An 18539-nucleotide genomic window follows, 5' to 3' on the forward strand; every position below is an offset into this window, starting at 1 on the left:
GCTGGCGAGGGGTGTTTCCATGGCGATCACACGACGCGTCTGGCTCGCGGCGGCGCTGGCGGCGGTGCCGGTGGCGTCGGGGTCGCGCGCGCGGGCGGCGGAGCCGGTGGTGGTCTTCGCCGCCGCGAGCCTCAAGAACGCCCTCGACGACGCCTCCGCCCTCTGGACGAGGGACACGGGCAAGACGGCGCGGATCTCGTATGCCGGCTCGAACGCGCTGGCCAAGCAGATCGAGGCCGGGGCGCCGGCCGACCTGTTCATCTCGGCCGACGAGGCCTGGATGGATTATGCCGACAAGGCCGGCGCGATCCGGCCCGGCAGCCGGTTCGACTTTCTGCGCAATGCCCTGGTGCTGATCGCCCCGGCGAGGGCCGATGCGGGGTCGGACCCGCAGATCGCCCTCGCGCCGGACCTCGGCACGACGCTCGCGAAGGCGCTGGCCGGCGGCAAGCTCGCCATGGCCAACACCGCGGCGGTGCCGGCGGGCAAGTACGGCAAGGCGGCCCTGGACAAGCTCGGCGGCTGGGACGCGGTGAAGGGGCAGGTGGCCCAGGCCGAGAACGTGCGGGCGGCCCTGCTCCTCGTCGCCCGGGGCGAGGCGCCGCTCGGCATCGTCTACGCCACCGACGCCGCCGCCGACCGCAGCGTGCGGGTGGTGGCGACCTTCCCCTCCGACAGCCACCCGCCCATCGTCTACCCGGCGGCCCTGACGAAGGAGTCGCGGAACCCCGATGCGGAGGCCCTCCTGGCTTTCCTGAAGAGCGCCCCGGCGCGGGCGGCCTTCGAGCGGCAGGGCTTCACGGTGATCGGCGCGCCCGGCAGCGGGCATTGACCTTCGGCCTCGGCCCGGAGGAGTGGCAGGCCGTCCTGCTCAGCCTCCAGGTGGCGACCCTGGCCACGCTCGCCTCCCTGCCTCTCGGGCTCGGGGTGGCGTGGCTGCTGGCGCGGCGGCGCTTTCCGGGGCGGGCGCTCCTCGATGGGCTCGTCCACCTGCCGCTGATCCTGCCGCCGGTCGTCACCGGCTACCTGCTCCTCCTCGCCTTCGGCCGGAAGGGCGTGTTCGGCGCGCCGCTCGCGGAACTCGGCATCGTCTTCGCCTTCCGTTGGACCGGGGCGGCGCTCGCCTGCGCGGTGATGGGCTTTCCCCTGATGGTGCGGGCGATGCGCCTGTCCCTCGAAGCGGTGGATAGCCGGCTGGAGGACGCGGCCGGAACCCTCGGGGCCTCGCCCCTCATGGTGTTCCTCACCGTCACCCTGCCGCTCAGCCTGCCCGGATGCCTCGCCGGGGCGGTGTTGGCCTTCGCCAAGGCGATGGGCGAGTTCGGCGCGACCATCACCTTCGTCTCGAATATCCCCGGGCAGACGCAGACCCTGCCCTCGGCGATCTACACCCTCACCCAGGTGCCGGGCGGGGAGGGGCCGGCTTTGCGCCTCACCCTCGTCTCCGTCGCCCTGTCGATCACGGCCCTCCTGGTCTCGGAGGCACTGGCCGCCCGCGCCGGGCGCCGGCTGGGGGCGGGATGACGGACCCGGCCCTCGCCGTCGATGTCGCCCTCCGGCGGGGGGCGTTCACGCTGGAGGCGGCCTTCGCCGCCGGCCCGGGGCTCACCGCCCTGTTCGGGCGCTCGGGCTCCGGCAAGACCACGCTGATCGACCTGATCGCCGGCCTCGCCCGGCCCGACCGGGGGCGGATTGCGGCCGGCGGCCATGTCCTCGTGGACACGGCATCCAGGCGCTTCCTGCCGCCGCATCGCCGCCGGGTCGGCGTGGTGTTCCAGGATGCGCGGCTCTTCCCGCATCTCAGCGTCGCGCAGAACCTCGCCTATGGCCGCGTCTTCGCCCGCCTGCCCCACGATCCGGCGGAGTTCGCCGCCGTCACCGGGATGCTCGGCATCGAAGCGCTCCTGGCCCGGCAGCCGGCGGGCCTGTCGGGGGGCGAGCGCCAGCGCGTCGCCATCGGCCGGGCGCTGCTCGCCAAGCCCCGGCTCCTCCTGATGGACGAGCCGCTCGCGGCCCTGGACGAGGCGCGCAAGGCCGAGATCCTGCCCTATATCGAGCGCCTGCGCGACGAGGCGGGCGTGCCCATCGTCTATGTCAGCCATTCCGTCGCGGAGGTGGCGCGGCTCGCCGACACCCTCGTCGTGCTCGACGGCGGCCGCGTCGCCGCGACCGGCCCCGCCGAAACCCTCCTGCGGCGGGCCGACCTGATCCCCCTCCACGGGGAGCCCGGCGCCCTCCTCGACATGGTGGTGGAGGGCACCGACGCCGGCACCGGCCTCACCCGCCTGACGGGGCAGGCGGGGCCGCTCTTGGTCCCCGACCTCGCCAAGCCCCCCGGCACGCGGCTGCGCGTGCGCATCCCCGCCCGCGACGTGCTCGTCGCCACCCTGCCCCCGCAGGGGCTCTCCGCGCGCAACGCCCTGCCGGGCCGGGTCGCCGGCCTCGTCCCCGCCGGGACGGGGGTGCTGGTGGAGATCGATTGCCACGGCGCGATCCTGCTCGCGCGCCTGACCGAGGCCGCCGTGCGCGACCTCGCCCTCGCCCCCGGCCGGGAGGTCGTGGCGATCGTCAAAAGCGCGGCCTTCGATCCCGCCGGCTTCGGGACCGGCCGTCCGACCATCGCGATCTGACGTCGCAGGCTGCACGATATCGCAACCTTGTCTCTTCAGAAACAACTATAAATTAGGTTTTCGGTTTCTACCCTGGGTTGTATCTCGCCACCGAGCCCCGGCCGGATCCGACCCATGCTCCCTCTCCATTCCCCCTCCCGGCGCAGTGTTTCGGCCTGGTCACGCCCGCGTCGATGGGCGTCCTGCACCCGTGGCGGTGCGGCCGTGGAGTTCGCGCTGGTTGCGCCGATGCTCGTCACCCTGTTCTTCGGCATCACCGTGTTCGGGATCTTCCTCGGCGCGTCACACAACCTGCGATTGGTAGCAGCCGAGGCGGCCCGGGCCTCCATCGCTGGCACCACCGATGCCGAGCGGGCTTCCCTCGTCCGGGACACGGTGATGCGCAGCCTGAGCCACGGGGCGATGTTCAAGCCGGGCAGCGTTATCGTGCAGGTCGGCGCCGATTCCGGCGATCCGAACGTCACCGTCGTGACCGTGACCCTCGACGCCACGAGCCTCGGCTTCGGCCTGTTCGGGCGCATCCTGCCGCAACTGCCGACCATCCTGTCGAGCACGGTGAGCGTGCGCCGGGGCGGACTGTGAGGGCCGCACGGCATTTCGGCCGGGCGCGGGGGGGCAACGTCGCCATCCTCGTGGCCCTGTGCTCGACGATGCTGATGGCGGTGGGCGCGGTCGGGATCGATCTCGGCGTCGCGGTCCAGACCAAGCGCAAGGCGCAGGGCGCGGCGGACGTCGCCGCCATGCTGGGGGCCATCGATGTCGGCCGTGCCGGCGACATCGCGCGCCGGTCCCTCGCGGATAACGGCTATGCCGCCACCCAGGCGACCATCGGCACCGGGACCTACGATTCCTCGGCGCCGAACGGGGCGCGCTACAGCGAGGCCACGGGCGGCACCGGCAACGCCGTGCGGGTGAGGCTCACCGCCGCCGCGCCCGCGACCTTCGCCCGCGTCATCGGGATGCCGGGCTCGGTGCCGGTCACGGTCACGGCCACCGCCGCGACGGCGCAGTTCGCCGCCTTCACCGTGGGCTCGGGGCTCGCGGCCCTGGATGGCGGAATCGCCAACGGCGTCCTCGGCTCGCTCCTCGGCGCCAAGCTCTCCCTGAGCGTGATGGATTACAACGCCCTGCTCGGGGCACGGGTGGACGGCCTGCGCGTCCTCGACGCCCTGGGCGCCAGCCTCGGCCTGCAGGCGGGGAGCTACACGCAGATCCTGCAGGCCAATGCCAGCGTCGGACAGATCCTGATGGCGCTCCGGGTCGGCGCGCAGGGCAACGGGGCCGCCGTCTCGGCGCTGACGGGCCTCCTCAACGCCCTGCCCAACGCCGGCAACCTCGTGCCGGTGAGCCGGCTCGATGCCCTGGCCGATGCGGCGGCCCTCGCGCCGGGCAAGGGCCTCGCCGGGCCTGCGGTGCCGGTGATGGGGCTCGTGAGCGCCGCCGCCGCCATCGCGAACGGGCAGAACCCGGTGGCGATCGATCTCGGGGCGACCATCCCCGGCCTGCTCTCGACCAAGCTGACGCTGGCCATCGGCGAGCGGAGGCGCAGCTCCGGCTGGGTCCGCCCCGGCACCGCCAACGCCACCGTGCGCACGGCGCAGACGCGCCTGCTGATCGAGGCGAGCCTCACGGCGCCCCTCGGGCTCGGGCAACTCGCGCTGCCGCTCCTCGTTCAGGCCGCCCCGGCCAAGGGCACGCTGCGCAGCCTGACCTGCTCGCCCTCGGGGGGACGGCAGGTGGTGATCGACGGCCAGACCGGCATCGCGACGCTGGCCATCGCCGACGTGCCGCGCAGCGCGATCACGACCGCCGACACCGGGCCGGATCTGTCGCAACCCGCGACGCTGCTGGCCCTGCCGCTGGTGCGGGTCACGGGCCGGACGCAGATGACGCTCGGCACCGGCTCGCAATCGCTCATCTTCACCGATGCGGACATCACCGCGAAGACCCTGCGCAGCATCTCCTCCGGCAACGTGGCGCAATCCCTGACGGGGAGCCTGCTCGGGGGCCTCGTCCTCTCGGTGAACGGGATCGGCGCCGGGCCGCTGCTCCAGCCCGCGCTCACCCTCACCCTCACGGCGGCGGCCCCGGCCCTGGACCTCGTCCTCAACACGGTGCTGAAGGTGGTCGGCCTGCGCCTCGGCTATGCCGATTTCGGCGTCGACGGCACCCTGTGCGGACAGGCCGTGCTGGTGCAGTAGGCGGGGCTCAGCCGAGCTGCGTCAGGAGGGTGAGGGCGCCGAAGATCAGCACCGCCGCGACGGAGACGCCGAGCAAGATCAGGCTCGCCCGCGATTCCTGCATGTCGGACGGCATCGCGTCTCCCCCTGTTGTCCTGGCGGCCGGCGGAAGGTCCGCCGGCCCCGGCTTCCGTCGAGCTTACGCCGCCGTGCGGCGCTCCACCATCCGCGCCAGGAAGGCGCTGCCGATGGGGATGATCGAATCCTCGAAATTGTAGGCGGCGTTGTGCAGCCCCGGTCCCGGCCCGGACCCGAGCCAGACATAGGCGCCGGGCACCCGCATCGTCATGTCGGCGAAATCCTCGCTGCCCATGCGCGGCGTCGCGTGCGGATCGACGTTCTCGGCGCCCAGCAGTTCGGTGGCGACCTCGGTCGCGGCGGCGGATTGCGCGGGCGCGTTCTCCAGCACCGAGAACACGTCCTGAAGGTCGACCTCGATCTCCGCGCCGTAGGCGGCGGCGAAGCCCGCCGCCAACTCGCGGATGCGCGTGCCGGCGAGCTTGCGCACCTCCGCGTCGAAGGTCCGCACGGTGCCCGCCATGTGCGCCGTCTCGGGGATGACGTTGTAGGCCGAGCCCGCCGCGATCCGCGTGATCGAGAGCACGATGGATTTCAGCGGGTCGGCATTGCGCGAGACGATGGATTGCAGCGCCTGGGCGAGGCCGGTGGCCACGATGATCGGATCGTTGCCCCGGTGGGGCTGCGCCGCGTGGATGCCGCGCCCCCGGATGCGGATGTCGAAGAAATCCGCCGCCGCCATGATCGGGCCGGGGCAGAGCTTGATCTGCCCGTGCCGCCCGCCCGGCTGGTTGTGCAGCCCGTAGATTTCGTCGCAGGGAAACTTCTCGAACAGCCCGTCCTTCAGCATGGCGCGGGCGCCGCCCAGGCCCTCCTCGGCGGGCTGGAAGATGAACACCGCCGTGCCGTCGAAGTCGCGGGTCTCGGCGAGGTAGCGGGCCGCGCCGACCAGCATCGTCGTGTGGCCGTCATGCCCGCAGGCGTGCATCTTGCCCGCATAGGTCGAGCGGTAGGGGAGGTTGGTCTCCTCCTCGATGGGCAGGGCGTCCATGTCGGCGCGCAGGCCGATCCGGCGGCCGTTGTCGCTGCGGCCCTTCAGGAGCCCGACGACCCCCGTGCCGCCGATGCCGCGATGCACCTCGCAGCCGAACGTCTCCAGGAGGTCGGCCACGATGCCGGAGGTGCGGACCTCCTCGAAGCCGATCTCGGGATGGGCGTGGAGGTCGCGCCGCAGGGCGGTGAGTTCGTCGGAGAAGCCTTGGATACGCTCGATCGGGTTCATCATGCCTGCTCGTCGGGGGTGCCGCGCCGGAAGGGGGTGAGGGTGTCGAGGACATCGACCGCCTCGGCCACGTGGGCACGCTCGCGCTGCAAGTAATCGGCCACCGCCTTGCGCAGGGAGGGGTCGGCGATGTCGTGGGCGGAGTGCATCAGCACCGGGCGGTAGCCGCGCGCGAGTTTGTGCTCCCCCTGCGCCCCGGCCTCGACCCGCTTGAGGCCGCGCGCGATGGCGAACTCGATGGCCTGATAGTAGCAGACCTCGAAATGCAGGAACGGGTGGTCCTCGACGCAGCCCCAATTGCGCCCGTAGAGGGCGGCGTCGCCGATCATGTTGATGGCGCCCGCGATGTAGCGGCCCTCGCGCTTGGCCATGATGAGCAGCACGCGGTCGGCCATCCGCTCGGTGAGCAGGGAGAAGAACCGGCGGTTCAGGTAGGGGCGGCCCCATTTGCGGGCGCCGGTGTCCATGTAGAAGCCGTAGAACGCGTCCCACACCGCCTCGGTCAGGTCGGGCCCGGTGAGGTGCTCGATGGTGATGCCGGGCGCCAGCGCGTCGCGGCGCTCCCGCTTGATCGTCTTGCGCTTGCGGGAGGAGAGGGCTTCGAGAAAGCCGTCGAAGCTCGAATAGCCGTCGTTCTCCCAGTGGAATTGCTGGTCGGTGCGCTTCAGGAAGCCGGCGGCCCCGGCGCGCTCCCACTCGGCCTCGCGCAAGAAGGTGACGTGGATCGAGGAGGCCTCGACCTCGCCCCGCAGGGCCCGCAGGCCGGCGACGAGCCCCGCCGTCGCCTCGTCCGGATCGGTGCCGGGGGCGATGAGGAAGCGCGGCCCGGTCACGGGGGTGAAGGGCACGCTGACCTGCAGCTTCGGATAATAGCTGCCGCCGGCCCGCTCGAAGGCGTCGGCCCAGCCGTGGTCGAAGACGTATTCGCCCTGGCTATGGGATTTCAGGTAGCAGGGCGCGGCCGCGAGCAACTGGCCTTCGCGCTCCACCACGACATGCACCGGCAGCCAGCCGGTGCGGCGCGAGACGCAGCCGGATTCCTCCAGTGCGGAGAGGAAGGCGTGGGTGACGAAGGGATTGTAGGTCTCGTCCCCCGCCGCCAGGGTTTCGGGGGACAGGGCACAGGCATCCCAGGCCTGCGCACCGATCTCCTTGAGGCCGGGGAGCGCCCTCACCGTGAGGGCGGTGGCGTCCGGCGGCGGCGCGGAGGCTTGCTTCATGCCCGCCAGTCTAACGGTCGCCGGGGACGGGGCAAGCGGCGGATCGATGCAGGCGGGGATTAGCCGGACGGGAACAGGATCGCGTCGATGTCCCGTCGATCTCCCTTGCCATCGCCCGACCGATCCCTCACGTTCAGAGAAGAATCGTGCCGCCCCATGGATTTAGACGTGGCCCGTGAATCTCTCGATCTTCAGTTTCGCAACGCTCAGCTTCCGCAACTCCCGGATGATTTCGCCGAGGACGTGCTGAGCGAGATGGCGAATCTCGACGAGCAGGACACGGGCGTGCCGGGCACGATCTTCGTCTCGACGGCCCTCGGCGCCCATGGGCCGCGCGTGAAGTGGTATCCCGACAGGGCGGGGCGAGACCTTCCCTGCCTCGTGATCTCCATCGGCCCGGAGCCGGTGATCCGGGACGATTTCCTGCGCTCGCCGGTTTCGCGGCTCGCCGCACCGCAGGTGATCGCCTGGGTGCGTCGGAATCACGAGGCGTTGCTGGACTTCTGGGCCAATGGCGCCTCGTGGAACCGGCGCGAGGTCTCGGCCTTCCTCGACGGGCTGCAACCGGTTCGGTGAAGCGCCCTCAGGGCACGAACCCCTCGAACACCATCTGGTCCGCATGGGCGGCGGCGTTGGCGCGCTGGTCCGGGTTGCGCACCGTCCAGGCCATGACCGGGAGCCCCGCGAGCAGACGGCCGAGGGAGGTCGGCGCGCAGGGCAGGTCGTCCACCCGCCAGGAGAGGAAGTCCGGCCGCGTCTCCTCGAAATGCAGGAGGTCGCGCAGGCTGCGACGGCGGTTCTCCGTCATCGTGGCATAGACGGGGTCGTCCTGCCGCGTCTCCGACACGATCCCGCGCGGGATGCGGGTCGGCAGGCCCTCGCGGAGCGCCGCGACGATCTCGGGGTCGAAGGATTTCAGCGCCACCGGGCCGTCATAGGCGGCGGCGATCTCGGCCGTGCGGCGGGCGAGGCGCAGGTCGCCGTCATAGGCCGACTTGATCTCCACGATCACCGGCACGGCGCCCGCGACCGCCGCCAGGAAATCCGGCAGGGTCGGGATGCCCTCGGCCGAGCCCGCGACGGTCAGCCGGCCGAGGGCTTCGGCGCTCGTCTCGCTCACCCGCTCGCTCGCCCCCGTCAGGCGGCCCAACGCCGGGTCGTGGAAGACCATCGCCTCCCCGTCCGCGCTGATCTGCACGTCGCACTCGATGGCGAACCCGCCGGCCACCGCCGCGCGGGCGGCGCCGAGCGTGTTCTCTGGGCGGCCGGCCGCCCGGTCGTGCAGGCCGCGATGGGCGATCGGCCGGGCGGTGAGCCAGCCGAACCCCGTCACCCCTTCACCTCGAACAGGCCCTCGACCTCGACGGCGGCGTCGAGGGGCAGTTCCGCGACGCCCACCGTCGAGCGGGCGTGCCGGCCGCGATCCCCCAGCACCTCGACCATCAGGTCCGAGGCGCCGTTCATCACCCCGGCCACCGCCGAGAAGCCGGGGGCGCTGTTGATGAAGCCGCCGAGGCGCACGCATTGCACCACCGCGCGGTCGAGGTCGCCCACCGCCGCCTCGAGCTGCGACAGCAGGTTGAGGGCGCAGAGCCGCGCGGCCTCCTTGCCGGTCTCGGGCGAGACGTTGCCGCCGACCTTGCCGGTGTGGGTGGAGGCGATCTTGCCGTCGGGGCCGAAGCAGACCTGACCGGAGATCATCACGAGGTTGCCCGTGCGCACGAACGGCACGTAGTTCGCCACGGGGGCCGCTGCCTTGGGCAGGCTCAGCCCCAGGGCCGCCAGACGTTCCTTGACCGTGCTCATGTGAGAATCTCCACCGGAATCCGGGGTTCTGGAACACGGGCGGGGCGGGACGCGCAAGGGGAGGGGGCCCCGTTGCGGATAGGCTTTTGTGGCCCTGTACGCACCTGCCGCGCGTTCGGCACATCCCTTGCGCGATTGACAGCGCCGACCCGATTCATAGTAATCGCGCGCGTGCCGCCCGGTGATCGAGGCGGCACTTTCATTTGGTGCCGCCGACCCCTCGCGCGACGGAGACCGGACCGTGACTTCCGCCCTTCTGCCGAACTATGCCCGCGCCCCCCTTGCGTTCGAGCGCGGTGAGGGTGCCTGGCTCTTCACGCGAGACGGGCAGCGATACCTCGATTTCGGGGCCGGCGTCGCCGTGAACGCGCTCGGCCACGCGCACCCGCACCTCGTCGCCGCGCTGCAGGAGCAGGCGGCGAAGGTCTGGCACGTCTCGAACCTCTTCCAGATCCCGGAGGGCGAGCGGCTGGGCCGGCGCTTCGTGGAGGCGACCTTCGCGGAGGTGGCGTTCTTCTGCAACTCGGGCGCCGAGGCGAACGAGGCCGCGATCAAGATCGCGCGGAAGTACCATGCGGCGGGCGGCCACCCGGAGCGCTACCGGATCGTGACCTTCGAGGGCGCGTTCCACGGGCGGACGCTGGCCACCCTCGCGGCGGGCGGGCAGCAGAAGTACATCGACGGCTTCGGCCCGAAGGTCGAGGGCTTCGATCAGGTGCCGACCGGCGATTTCGCGGCCCTGGAGAAGGCGATCGGCCCAGAGACCGCCGCCCTGATGATCGAGCCCGTGCAGGGCGAGGGCGGCGTGCGGGTCATCCCCCCCGCCGACCTGCGCCGCCTGCGCGACCTCTGCGACCGGCACGGCCTGCTCCTCATCATGGACGAGGTGCAGACCGGCATGGGCCGCACTGGCAAGCTCTTCGCCTACGAATGGTCGGGCATCGCGCCGGACATCCTCAGCGCGGCCAAGGGCATCGGCGGCGGCTTCCCGCTCGGCGCCTGCCTGACCACCAAGGAGGCCGCGCGCGGCATGGTCGCCGGCAGCCACGGCTCGACCTTCGGCGGCAACCCGCTGGCCATGGCGGTGGGCAACGCCGTGCTCGACGTGATCCTGTCCGACGGCTTCCTCGACCGCGTCGCCCATACCGGGCTCGTGCTGAAGCAGAAGCTCGCAGCCCTGCGCGACCGGCACCCGCGCGTGATCGAGGACGTGCGCGGGGAGGGGCTGATGATCGGCCTCAAGCTCGGCGTGCCCAACACCGAATTCGCCGCGGCGGCACGGGAGGCCAACCTCCTCGTGATCCCGGCCGGCGACAACGTCGTGCGGCTGATTCCGCCGCTGATCGTCACCGAGTCGGACGTCGAAGAGGCGGTCCGGCGGCTCGATGCCGCCGCGAACGGTTTCTCGGCGCTGCGCGGGGCGGCCGAGTAAGGCGCCGCCGGAAAGTCCCTGACCCATGACCACCCAAACCAACGGCCGGGCAACGGCCACGGCCGGTCCCGGCGCCGCTGCCCAGCCCCGCCACTTCCTCGACCTCTCGGACTTCTCCGGGGGGGAGATCCGCCGCATGCTGGACTCCAGCGCCGCCATGAAGGCCCGGCGCCGGAAGGGCGAGCGCGCGGCCGAGCGCCCGCTCGTCGGCAAGACCCTGGCGATGGTGTTCGACCGGCCCTCGACCCGCACCCGCGTCTCTTTCGACGTGGCGATGCGCGAACTCGGCGGCGAGACGCTGATGCTCACCGGCTCCGAGATGCAGCTCGGCCGGGGCGAGACCATCGGCGACACGGCGCAGGTGCTCTCGCGCTTCGTGGACGCGATCATGATCCGCATCCTCGACCACGGGCAGATGCTGGAACTGGCCGAGAACGCCACGGTGCCGGTGATCAACGCGCTGACCAAGCACTCGCACCCCTGCCAGATCATGGCCGACGTGCTGACGTTCGAGGAGCATCGCGGGCCGATCAAGGGCCGCACCGTCGCGTGGTCGGGGGATGCGAACAACGTGCTGGCGAGCTGGGTCCACGCCGCCGCCCGGCTCGACTTCACCCTGAACGTCGCCTGCCCGCCGGAACTGGCGCCGCCCGCCTCGTTGATCGCCTGGGCGAAGCGCGAGGGGGCGAGGCTCAACGTCACCACCGACGCCCGCGCGGCGGTGGACGGGGCGGACGCGGTCGTCACCGATTGCTGGGTCTCGATGGGCGACGACGACGACAGCCACCGGCACAACCTGCTCTCGCCCTACCGGGTCGATGCCGCGCTGATGGCGGCGGCCAAGCGCGATGCGATCTTCATGCATTGCCTGCCGGCCCACCGGGGCGAGGAAGTCACCGCCGAGGTGATGGACGGACCGCAATCGGTGGTGTTCGACGAGGCCGAGAACCGGCTGCATGCGCAGAAGGGCATCCTCGCGTGGTGTCTGCAGACGGCCGGCGCCTGAGGGCCCGGCCCTTTGGGAACCCCTTGCCGAGTCACCATATGACGGGGGACTTCACGGAGAGACCATGACCGCAGGAACCGAGACCCCCGGCGTCGATGACGCGGTGCTGCCCTTCGCCGTCGAGGCCCTCGACGTGCGCGGACGGGTGGTGCGCCTGGGGCCCTCCATCGACACGATCCTGCGCCGTCACGGCTACCCGGATTCCGTCGCGCGCCTCCTCGGCGAGGCGGCGGCGCTCACCGTCCTGCTCGGCGCGTCCCTGAAATTCGAGGGGCGCTTCCAGCTCCAGACCAAGACCGACGGCCCGGTCGAGATGATCGTGGTCGATTTCGAGGCCCCCGACCGGCTGCGCGCCACCGCCCGTTTCGATGCCGAGCGCGTCGCGGCCCTGGGCAGCGCCCCCGTGCGCGATGCCGACCTGATCGGCAACGGCTACCTCGCCATGACCATCGACCAGGGCAGCGCCGCCAGCCGCTACCAGGGCGTGGTGCCGATGGAGGGCCAGAGCCTGGAGGAGGCGGCCCACCAGTATTTCCGGCAATCCGAGCAGATCCCCACCGTGGTGCGCCTCGCGGTCGCCGAATCCCTGGGGGAGGGCGCCGGCCATTGGCGGGCCGGCGGGCTGATCGTGCAGTTCCTGCCCCAATCCATCGACCGGGCGCGGCTGGCGGACCTGCCGCCGGGCGACATTCCCGAGGGCCACGCCCATCTCGGCCCCGACGCGCCGGAGGACGATGCCTGGGTCGAGGCGCGCTCGCTGGCCGCCACCATCGAGGACCACGAACTCGTCGATCCCAACGTGTCGAGCGAGCGGCTGCTCTACCGGCTGTTCCACGAGCGCGGCGTGCGCGTCTTCGACCGCCAGCCGGTCCACGAGACCTGCCGCTGCTCCCGCGAGCGGGTGATGGGCATGATCCGCTCCTTCAGTCACGAGGAGCGCCGGGATATGGTGGCCGATGACGGGCGCATCGTGATCACCTGCGAATTCTGCTCCCGCCGCTATGACCTCGACCCGGCCGAGGTCGAGGCGGAGATCGAAGCCAGCAAGACGACGTAAAGACAGGAGCGTTACGGCCAAGATTGCTCCCGCGAAACGCTGAAGTACTGTTTTTGGTTTCGTAATTTTCCATCTCTATCGACTTGAACCGTTTTCGGCAGGTCGGCGTTCAGAAGCATCAATTCGATGTGGAGGAACGCTGTGAGCACATTCTCGACACGACTGTCCGTCAGCTTGGCTGCGCTTCTGCTCAGCACGTCCGTCTACGCGCAGCAGGGCATGGGCGGTGAGCGCGGCGGTGCCGGCGGCGGCCAGGGCCGTCCCGAGGCCGGCATGAAGGCCGACGGCGGGGGCAGGGGCAATGCGCTCGCCGGCGGCGGCGCCACGGCCGGCGCCCCGGGCAAGGAGATGGGCCAGGACCGCGCGGGCCGCGGGGAGGCCAAGGGGGATCGTTCGGCCGGTGATCGTTCGGCGGCCAATGGCCGGAACGGCGAGCGCGACAACGACCGCACGGCCCGCAACGGCGACGAGCGGGGCGAGCGCATGGGCCGCGACCGCCGCGACGGCGACCGGGCCGAGACCCGTGGCGACTTCCGCAGCGGCCGCACCCGGATCGACAGCCGCAGCGCGCGGTTCGAGGGCGGCTTCCGCCGCGAGGGGCGCTTCGTGTTCATCGGCGGCCAGCGGGTGGTCTACGGCTCGCCGGAGTATCGCCGCCTGATCGTCGAGCATCGCGGCCCGCGTGAGCGCTACGTCGTGATCCGGGGCCAGCGCGTCGTGTACGGCTCACCCGAGTACCGTCGCCTCGTGAGCATCCGCGAGACCGGCCCGAGCGAGCGCTGGGTGGTGATCCGGGGCCAGCGCGTGCGCACCGGCTCGGCCGAGTACCGCCGTCTGTCCGGCGGTGGCGTGGTCGGAGCGAGCTTCCGCAGCGAGACCCGCGCCAGCGTGCGCAACGACCGCGAGCGCGGCGACGTGCAGGCCAAGAGCGAGACTCGGGGCGAGACTCGGAGCGAGACTCGGGGCGACATGAAGCGCGACGCCCGCAACGACATGAAGAACGACGGCGCCCGCAATGCCGGGATGCGCGGCGAGGGCGACCGCGGCAACATGCGCAACGTCTCCGAGCGGTCCGGCCAGCCGGGCGGCATGGAGAAGGGTGGCATGGAGAAGGGCGGCAAGGCCGGCGGCATGAAGGCCGGCGGCGCGGCGGGCGGTCAGGCCCGCTGAGCCGACTGACTCTGGGAAACAGGGGTCGGGCGAGAGCCCGGCCCCTTCTTACGTCTTCAGCACCGGCTCGTTCGGATCGCCGCCGCCCCGCGCGGCGAGGTAATCCGGCTGGAACAGGCACATGCGCACCGCGTCGCGGTAGCGCCCGTTCACGAAGAACTCGTCCTTCAGCACGCCCTCCGGGCGGAAGCCGCATTGCTCGTAGATCCGCACCGCCCGCTGGTTCTCGCGATCCACGTGCAGGTAGAGCTTGTGGATGTTGAGCACGCTGAACGCGTAATCCATCACGATCCGCGTCGCCCGCCACGCATAGCCCCGCCCCTGGAAGGACGGGTGGATCGCGATCTGGAACTCGCAGCGGCGGTGGAGATGGTTGATCTCCACCAGCTCGATCAGCCCGGCCGGCTCGCCGTCCGGTGCGGCGACGATGAAGCGGCGCTCGGTCTGGTTGTGGATGTTCCGCTCGTAGAGCTGCTGCAGTTCGGCGAAGGACTCGTAGGCCTCCTCGAACCAGTAGCGCATGATGCTGTCGTTGTTGTTCAACTGGTGGACGAAGCGCAGATCCTCGCGCTCCAGCGGCCGCAGCTTCACATACTCGTTGGCCCGCACCGGGTTCATGCCGCGCACTCCGCGATCAGCCGGCGCAGGAAATCCTCGCCGGCCGTCAAGGCATCGAGGGTAATATATTCGTCGGGCTGATGCGCCTGGGCGATGTCGCCGGGGCCGCAGACCACCGTCGGGATGCCCGCCCCCTGGAAGCGCCCGGCCTCCGTGGCGTAGGGCATCGCCACCGTGCGGTTGCGCCCGGCGATCCGCAGGGCGAGGCGCTCGGCCTCCGAGCCCGGATCGGGGGCGAGGCCGGGAATGTCCACCTCTTCCAGGGTATCGATTCGGCCGAACTCGCCGTAGCGGTTGAGGCGCCGGGTCGTCACCTCGGCCACCGCCGCGCGGAACAGGGTGGGGATCTCGGCCGGGTCGAGGTCGGGCAGCCCGCGATACTCCCAATGGAAGCGGCATTCCCGCGCCAGGATGTTGCGCGCCGTCCCGCCCTGGATGGTGCCGACATGGATCGTCGTGGCGGGCGGGTCGAACCGGCCGGAGGCGTCGCCGCGCTCGATCATCCGGTCGGCGATGCGGTTGAGGGCGGCGACCAGATCGCAGGCCGCCGAGACCGCGTTGGCCCCGAGTTCCGGCCGGGAGGAATGCGCCTCGCGGCCGTGGACCGTGGTGAGGCAGGTGACGATGCTCTTGTGCGCGTCCGCCACGTCGAGCCCGGTCGGCTCGCCGACGATGCAGGCGCCGGGGCGGGGTAGGTCCTCGCCGAACCGGGCGATGGCGTCCATCGGGCCGAGGCAGGTGGTCTCCTCGTCGTAGGAGAGGAGGAGATGGATCGGCCGCGCGAGGTCGGCCTTCAGCATCTCCGGCACCAGGGCCAGCGCGGTGGCGCAGAAGCCCTTCATGTCGACGGCACCGCGCCCGTAGGCCCGGCCGCCCTCGACGCGCAGGGTGAAGGGGTCCGAGGTCCAGGGCTGGCCGGCGACGGGCACGACGTCGGTATGGCCCGACAGGACGATCCCGCCGTCGCGCGACGGCCCGATCGTCGCGAGGATCGCGGCCTTGGTGCCGGTGGCGTCGGGGAAGCGGCGGACGGGCACGCCCCATCCGTCCAGATAGGCGCAGACCGAATCGATCAGCGCGAGGTTGGGCTTGTCGCTCTCGGTGTCGAACGCGACGAGGCGGGCCAGCATCTCGAGCGGGGAAAGCCGCTCGCCGTTCAAAGCCATGATCCCTCCGGGGCCGCCCGGCTCACGCGCTCCCCGCCGGTGATGCGCCCGCCGTCAGTGCAGGCTGCGGCGGACGTGCGGGCTGTCGAGGGAGAAGGCGGGAATCTCGGCCTCGAAGCTCTCGCCGGCCACCGTCGCCATCGTGTAGCTGCCGGCCATCAGCCCGTCGGGTGTCGTGAGCGGACAGCCGCTCGTGTAGCAGAAGGACTCGCCGGGCTCCAGAACCGGCTGCTTGCCCACGACGCCGACGCCCCGCACCTCCTGACAGGAGCCGCGGCCGTCGATGATGCGCCAGTGGCGCGAGCGGAGCTGTACCTGCTCCTCGCCGTTGTTCACGATCTCGACCGTGTAGGCGAAGAAATAGCGATTTTCGTTGGGGGAAGACTCTTCCTCCACGAAGCGCGGCTGTACAGTCACGCTTATTCCGCGCGTCTCGGCCCTGTACATTGCCTTTGATGGCCCCCGAGGACTACAGCGATTCGACCCGCCCGGCCTTGGCCGTGCCATGAGCCCCGGTGGTAATTCCCAGGTGAATCGGCGTCAATTGCGGCGGATTACGTCGCGCGTCCGGCTCGGGCCAAGTCATGTCATATTAAACCGGCCTTAGGTGCCTGTGGTGGACAAGACAGGGCGCGGTCCACCGCCGCGCGAACGGAGCGGGCGATGCGGGCGGGCGCGAACAGGACGGGCGAGGGCATTCTGCCGGCCCAGGCGATCGACGCCCTCACCCGCGCGGGCGGCATCCTCCCCGCCACGCCCTACGCGCCGGACCAGATCCAGCCCGCGAGCCTCGACCTGCGGCTCGGGCAGCGCGCCTACCGGGTGCGGACCAGCTTCCTGCCGGGGGGCTCGCGCACGGTCGAGGCCTGCGTCGAGCGGCTGTCGCTCCACGCCATCGACCTGCGGCCGGGCGCCGTGCTGGAAACGGGCTGCGTCTACATCGCGGAACTGCAGGAGACGCTGGCCCTGCCGCCGGGGCTCGCGGCCTCGGCGAACCCGAAGAGCTCCACCGGCCGCATCGACGTGTTCACCCGCGTGATCACCGACCGGGCGGAGGCGTTCGATCAGGTGGCGGCCGGCTATACCGGCCCGCTCTACGCAGAGATTTCTCCCCGCACCTTCCCCGTGCTGGTGCGGACGGGCTCGCGCCTGTCGCAGATCCGCTTCCGCTCCGGCCAGCCGCGCCTCGGAGAGGCGGAACTGGCCGCCCTCCATGCCCGGACGCCGCTCGTGAACGTCGCCGCGCCCTCGCTGCAGGGCGGCGTCGCGGTCTCGGTGGATCTGTCGGGCTTCGACGGGCTGATCGGCTACCGGGCCAAGCGCCATACCGGCCTCGTGGACGTGGACGCGCCGGGCCAGCACGGCATCGACGCCTTCTGGGAGCGCCTGCCCTCGGACGGCAGCGCCAGCCTGATCCTCGATCCCGGCCAGTTCTACATCCTCGCGTCGAAGGAATCGGTGCAGGTGCCGCCGGACCACGCCGCCGAGATGGTGCCGTTCGATCCGCTGGTGGGCGAGTTCCGGGTGCATTACGCCGGCTTCTTCGATCCCGGCTTCGGCCATGCGGCGGCGGGCGGGACCGGCGCGCGGGCGGTGCTGGAAGTGCGATCCCGCGACGTGCCGTTCCTCCTGGAGGACGGCCAGATCGTCGGGCGCCTCGTCTACGAGCGCATGAGCGAGGTTCCCGCCACGCTCTACGGCGCCGGGGCCGGCTCGAACTATCAGGCCCAGGGCCTGAAGCTCTCCAAGCACTTCATCTGAAGGATTTCGACACGGCCTGCTCGAAGGAGCGCACCAGGGCCATGTCGAGCTTGCCCTCCATGCCGCGCAGGATGCGGAACGCCTCCGGCGCGGGCATCGGCTCGCGGTAGGGCCGGCGCTCGGCCAGAGCCGCGTAGATGTCGCAGACGGTGATCATCCGCACGATGTCGGGGATCGCGTCGCCGACCAGCTTGTCGGGGTAGCCGGAGCCGTCGAGCAACTCGTGATGGTGCCGGACGACGGCGAGGATCGCCGCGTCGAACCCGCCCGCCTCCACGAGGATCGCGTGGCCGAGGGCGGCATGGGTGCGCATGGTCGTGCGCTCGGCCGTATCGAGGGGCCCGGCCTTGTTCAGGATGGCCAGCGGAATCCGCGCCTTGCCGACATCGTGGACCAGGGCGGCGCGCACGACGTGTTCCCGGTCCCGCTGACTGAAGCCGAGATCGATGGCGAAGGTCGCGGCCAGCCCCGCCACCAGCAGGCAATGCTGATAGGTGGCGTCGTCGTAGGCGCGCACCGTGTCGAGCCACGCCCCGAGCCCGGCCTCGCCCACGGCGCCGAGGATCGGATCGAGCCCGTGATCGACCAGCCGCGGATCGACCGTGCCGGTCTGCCGGGCGGAATCGAGGAGGCCGGCGAGCACGGCGCCCGCCTCGTCGGCGGCCTTGGCGATTACGAGGGGCCGCCCGCGCTCCGGGGCGTGGACGCGCACCATGCCGGGGAACGGGTTCGTCAGGTGGACGCGCATCGCCTCCGCGACGGTGTCGGCGGCGGTGTCGAAGGGGAGGCAGAGGCTCGCGCCGAGGCTGCGGGCGGTGGAGAGGCTGCGCTCGCCCATGCTGCGCATCAGGAACAGGCGGGGCAGTTGCGGCGCCTCGGCGATGAGGGCGCGCAGGCCCCTCAACTGGGCCGGCTGCAGCAGGTCGATATCGGCGACGAAGCCCACGCAATTGCCGGCCGGAAGCACCGAGGCGGCATCGCGGACATGGCAGGGGACGACCTCGTCCAGGGCCCGCACGAGATCCAGGCGCTGCGTCGCCCGGTCGGTGAACAGTACGAGCGTGCCCTCTTGCATGGCTCTCCAGGGACGGCCGGTCGGGCCCTGCGACTCCGAATCCGACAATACCCCTTTT

19 protein-coding genes are annotated in these 18539 nt (G+C 71.4%); 11 read left to right on the forward strand and 8 right to left on the reverse strand.

From position 1 onward, the window contains the following. Positions 1–19 precede the first annotated feature (19 nt). The 5 genes from modA to ACXJ1Y_RS07770 all read left to right on the forward strand — a co-directional run bounded on the left by modA (position 20) and on the right by ACXJ1Y_RS07770 (position 4831). Positions 20–832, forward strand: a complete 813-nt coding sequence (modA, locus tag ACXJ1Y_RS07750; protein ID WP_463849494.1) for a molybdate ABC transporter substrate-binding protein — start codon at positions 20–22, stop codon at positions 830–832. After that, positions 829–1524, forward strand: coding sequence for a molybdate ABC transporter permease subunit (modB, locus tag ACXJ1Y_RS07755; protein ID WP_463849495.1), 696 nt, complete (start codon positions 829–831; stop codon positions 1522–1524). The genes modA and modB overlap by 4 nt, the downstream gene beginning before the upstream one ends. After that, a complete protein-coding gene (gene modC / locus ACXJ1Y_RS07760; RefSeq protein WP_463849496.1) occupies positions 1521–2630 on the forward strand; it encodes a molybdenum ABC transporter ATP-binding protein in 1110 nt (369 codons plus the stop codon). Before modB ends, modC begins: the two co-directional genes overlap by 4 nt. Before the next feature lie 204 nt (positions 2631–2834). Next, positions 2835–3212 (forward strand): TadE/TadG family type IV pilus assembly protein, encoded by a 378-nt coding sequence (locus tag ACXJ1Y_RS07765; RefSeq protein ID WP_463849497.1) that lies wholly within the window; start codon positions 2835–2837, stop codon positions 3210–3212. Next, on the forward strand, positions 3209–4831 hold the full coding sequence (locus tag ACXJ1Y_RS07770) for a TadG family pilus assembly protein (RefSeq protein ID WP_463849498.1): 1623 nt from the start codon (positions 3209–3211) through the stop codon (positions 4829–4831). The genes ACXJ1Y_RS07765 and ACXJ1Y_RS07770 overlap by 4 nt, the downstream gene beginning before the upstream one ends. Before the next feature lie 178 nt (positions 4832–5009). Here ACXJ1Y_RS07770 and ACXJ1Y_RS07775 read toward each other — a convergent pair whose 3' ends face one another. Next, on the reverse strand, positions 5010–6170 hold the full coding sequence (locus ACXJ1Y_RS07775; RefSeq protein WP_463850062.1) for a M20 aminoacylase family protein: 1161 nt from the start codon (positions 6168–6170) through the stop codon (positions 5010–5012). Beyond that, complete coding sequence (locus ACXJ1Y_RS07780) at positions 6170–7390, reverse strand: GNAT family N-acetyltransferase (RefSeq protein ID WP_463849499.1); 1221 nt, start codon at positions 7388–7390, stop codon at positions 6170–6172. The genes ACXJ1Y_RS07775 and ACXJ1Y_RS07780 overlap by 1 nt, the downstream gene beginning before the upstream one ends. A 168-nt stretch (positions 7391–7558) precedes the next feature. Here ACXJ1Y_RS07780 and ACXJ1Y_RS07785 point away from each other — a divergent pair, with 168 nt between their 5' ends. Beyond that, a complete protein-coding gene (locus ACXJ1Y_RS07785; protein WP_463849500.1) occupies positions 7559–7966 on the forward strand; it encodes a hypothetical protein in 408 nt (135 codons plus the stop codon). A gap of 7 nt (positions 7967–7973) precedes the next feature. Here the strand turns inward: ACXJ1Y_RS07785 and ACXJ1Y_RS07790 are convergent, their stop codons facing one another. Together ACXJ1Y_RS07790 and ACXJ1Y_RS07795 are read right to left on the reverse strand one after the other, a co-directional pair. Next, a complete protein-coding gene (locus ACXJ1Y_RS07790) occupies positions 7974–8723 on the reverse strand; it encodes a glycerophosphodiester phosphodiesterase family protein (RefSeq protein ID WP_463849501.1) in 750 nt (249 codons plus the stop codon). After that, positions 8720–9196, reverse strand: a complete 477-nt coding sequence (locus ACXJ1Y_RS07795; protein ID WP_463849502.1) for a RidA family protein — start codon at positions 9194–9196, stop codon at positions 8720–8722. Before ACXJ1Y_RS07795 ends, ACXJ1Y_RS07790 begins: the two co-directional genes overlap by 4 nt. A 241-nt stretch (positions 9197–9437) precedes the next feature. On the opposite strand from ACXJ1Y_RS07795, the gene ACXJ1Y_RS07800 reads away from it, so the two are divergent. From ACXJ1Y_RS07800 to ACXJ1Y_RS07815, 4 genes are all read left to right on the forward strand, one after another. Further along, entirely contained in the window at positions 9438–10628 is a 1191-nt protein-coding gene (locus tag ACXJ1Y_RS07800; RefSeq protein ID WP_463849503.1) for an aspartate aminotransferase family protein, read from the forward strand. Between the two features lie 25 nt (positions 10629–10653). Beyond that, positions 10654–11634, forward strand: coding sequence for an ornithine carbamoyltransferase (gene argF, locus ACXJ1Y_RS07805; RefSeq protein ID WP_463849504.1), 981 nt, complete (start codon positions 10654–10656; stop codon positions 11632–11634). A gap of 64 nt (positions 11635–11698) precedes the next feature. After that, positions 11699–12691 carry an Hsp33 family molecular chaperone gene (locus ACXJ1Y_RS07810; protein WP_463849505.1) on the forward strand — a complete coding sequence of 331 codons (993 nt, stop codon included), beginning with the start codon at positions 11699–11701 and terminating at the stop codon, positions 12689–12691. A gap of 174 nt (positions 12692–12865) precedes the next feature. Next, positions 12866–13861 (forward strand): hypothetical protein, encoded by a 996-nt coding sequence (locus tag ACXJ1Y_RS07815; RefSeq protein WP_463849506.1) that lies wholly within the window; start codon positions 12866–12868, stop codon positions 13859–13861. Between the two features lie 48 nt (positions 13862–13909). Here ACXJ1Y_RS07815 and speG read toward each other — a convergent pair whose 3' ends face one another. From speG to apaG, 3 genes are read right to left on the reverse strand one after another with little or no spacing between them, the layout of a single operon-like run. Further along, positions 13910–14479, reverse strand: a complete 570-nt coding sequence (gene speG, locus ACXJ1Y_RS07820; RefSeq protein WP_342166213.1) for a spermidine N1-acetyltransferase — start codon at positions 14477–14479, stop codon at positions 13910–13912. Beyond that, positions 14476–15645 (reverse strand): acetylornithine deacetylase, encoded by a 1170-nt coding sequence (gene argE, locus ACXJ1Y_RS07825; protein WP_463849507.1) that lies wholly within the window; start codon positions 15643–15645, stop codon positions 14476–14478. The genes speG and argE overlap by 4 nt, the downstream gene beginning before the upstream one ends. 54 nt (positions 15646–15699) lie before the next feature. Next, the gene (gene apaG, locus ACXJ1Y_RS07830; RefSeq protein ID WP_463849508.1) at positions 15700–16092 is read right to left on the reverse strand and encodes a Co2+/Mg2+ efflux facilitator ApaG/CorD; all 393 of its coding nucleotides are present in this window, start codon (positions 16090–16092) and stop codon (positions 15700–15702) included. Positions 16093–16308: 216 nt separating this feature from the next. Between apaG and ACXJ1Y_RS07835 the strand changes: the two genes are divergently transcribed. Further along, positions 16309–17406, forward strand: a complete 1098-nt coding sequence (locus tag ACXJ1Y_RS07835) for a 2'-deoxycytidine 5'-triphosphate deaminase (RefSeq protein ID WP_463849509.1) — start codon at positions 16309–16311, stop codon at positions 17404–17406. Here ACXJ1Y_RS07835 and ACXJ1Y_RS07840 read toward each other — a convergent pair. Further along, entirely contained in the window at positions 17399–18481 is a 1083-nt protein-coding gene (locus tag ACXJ1Y_RS07840; RefSeq protein WP_463849510.1) for an HD-GYP domain-containing protein, read from the reverse strand. The two genes, ACXJ1Y_RS07835 and ACXJ1Y_RS07840, sit on opposite strands and share 8 nt — an antisense overlap. Positions 18482–18539: the final 58 nt, after the last annotated feature.

It is taken from the genome of Methylobacterium sp. TK26 (assembly GCF_055361565.1).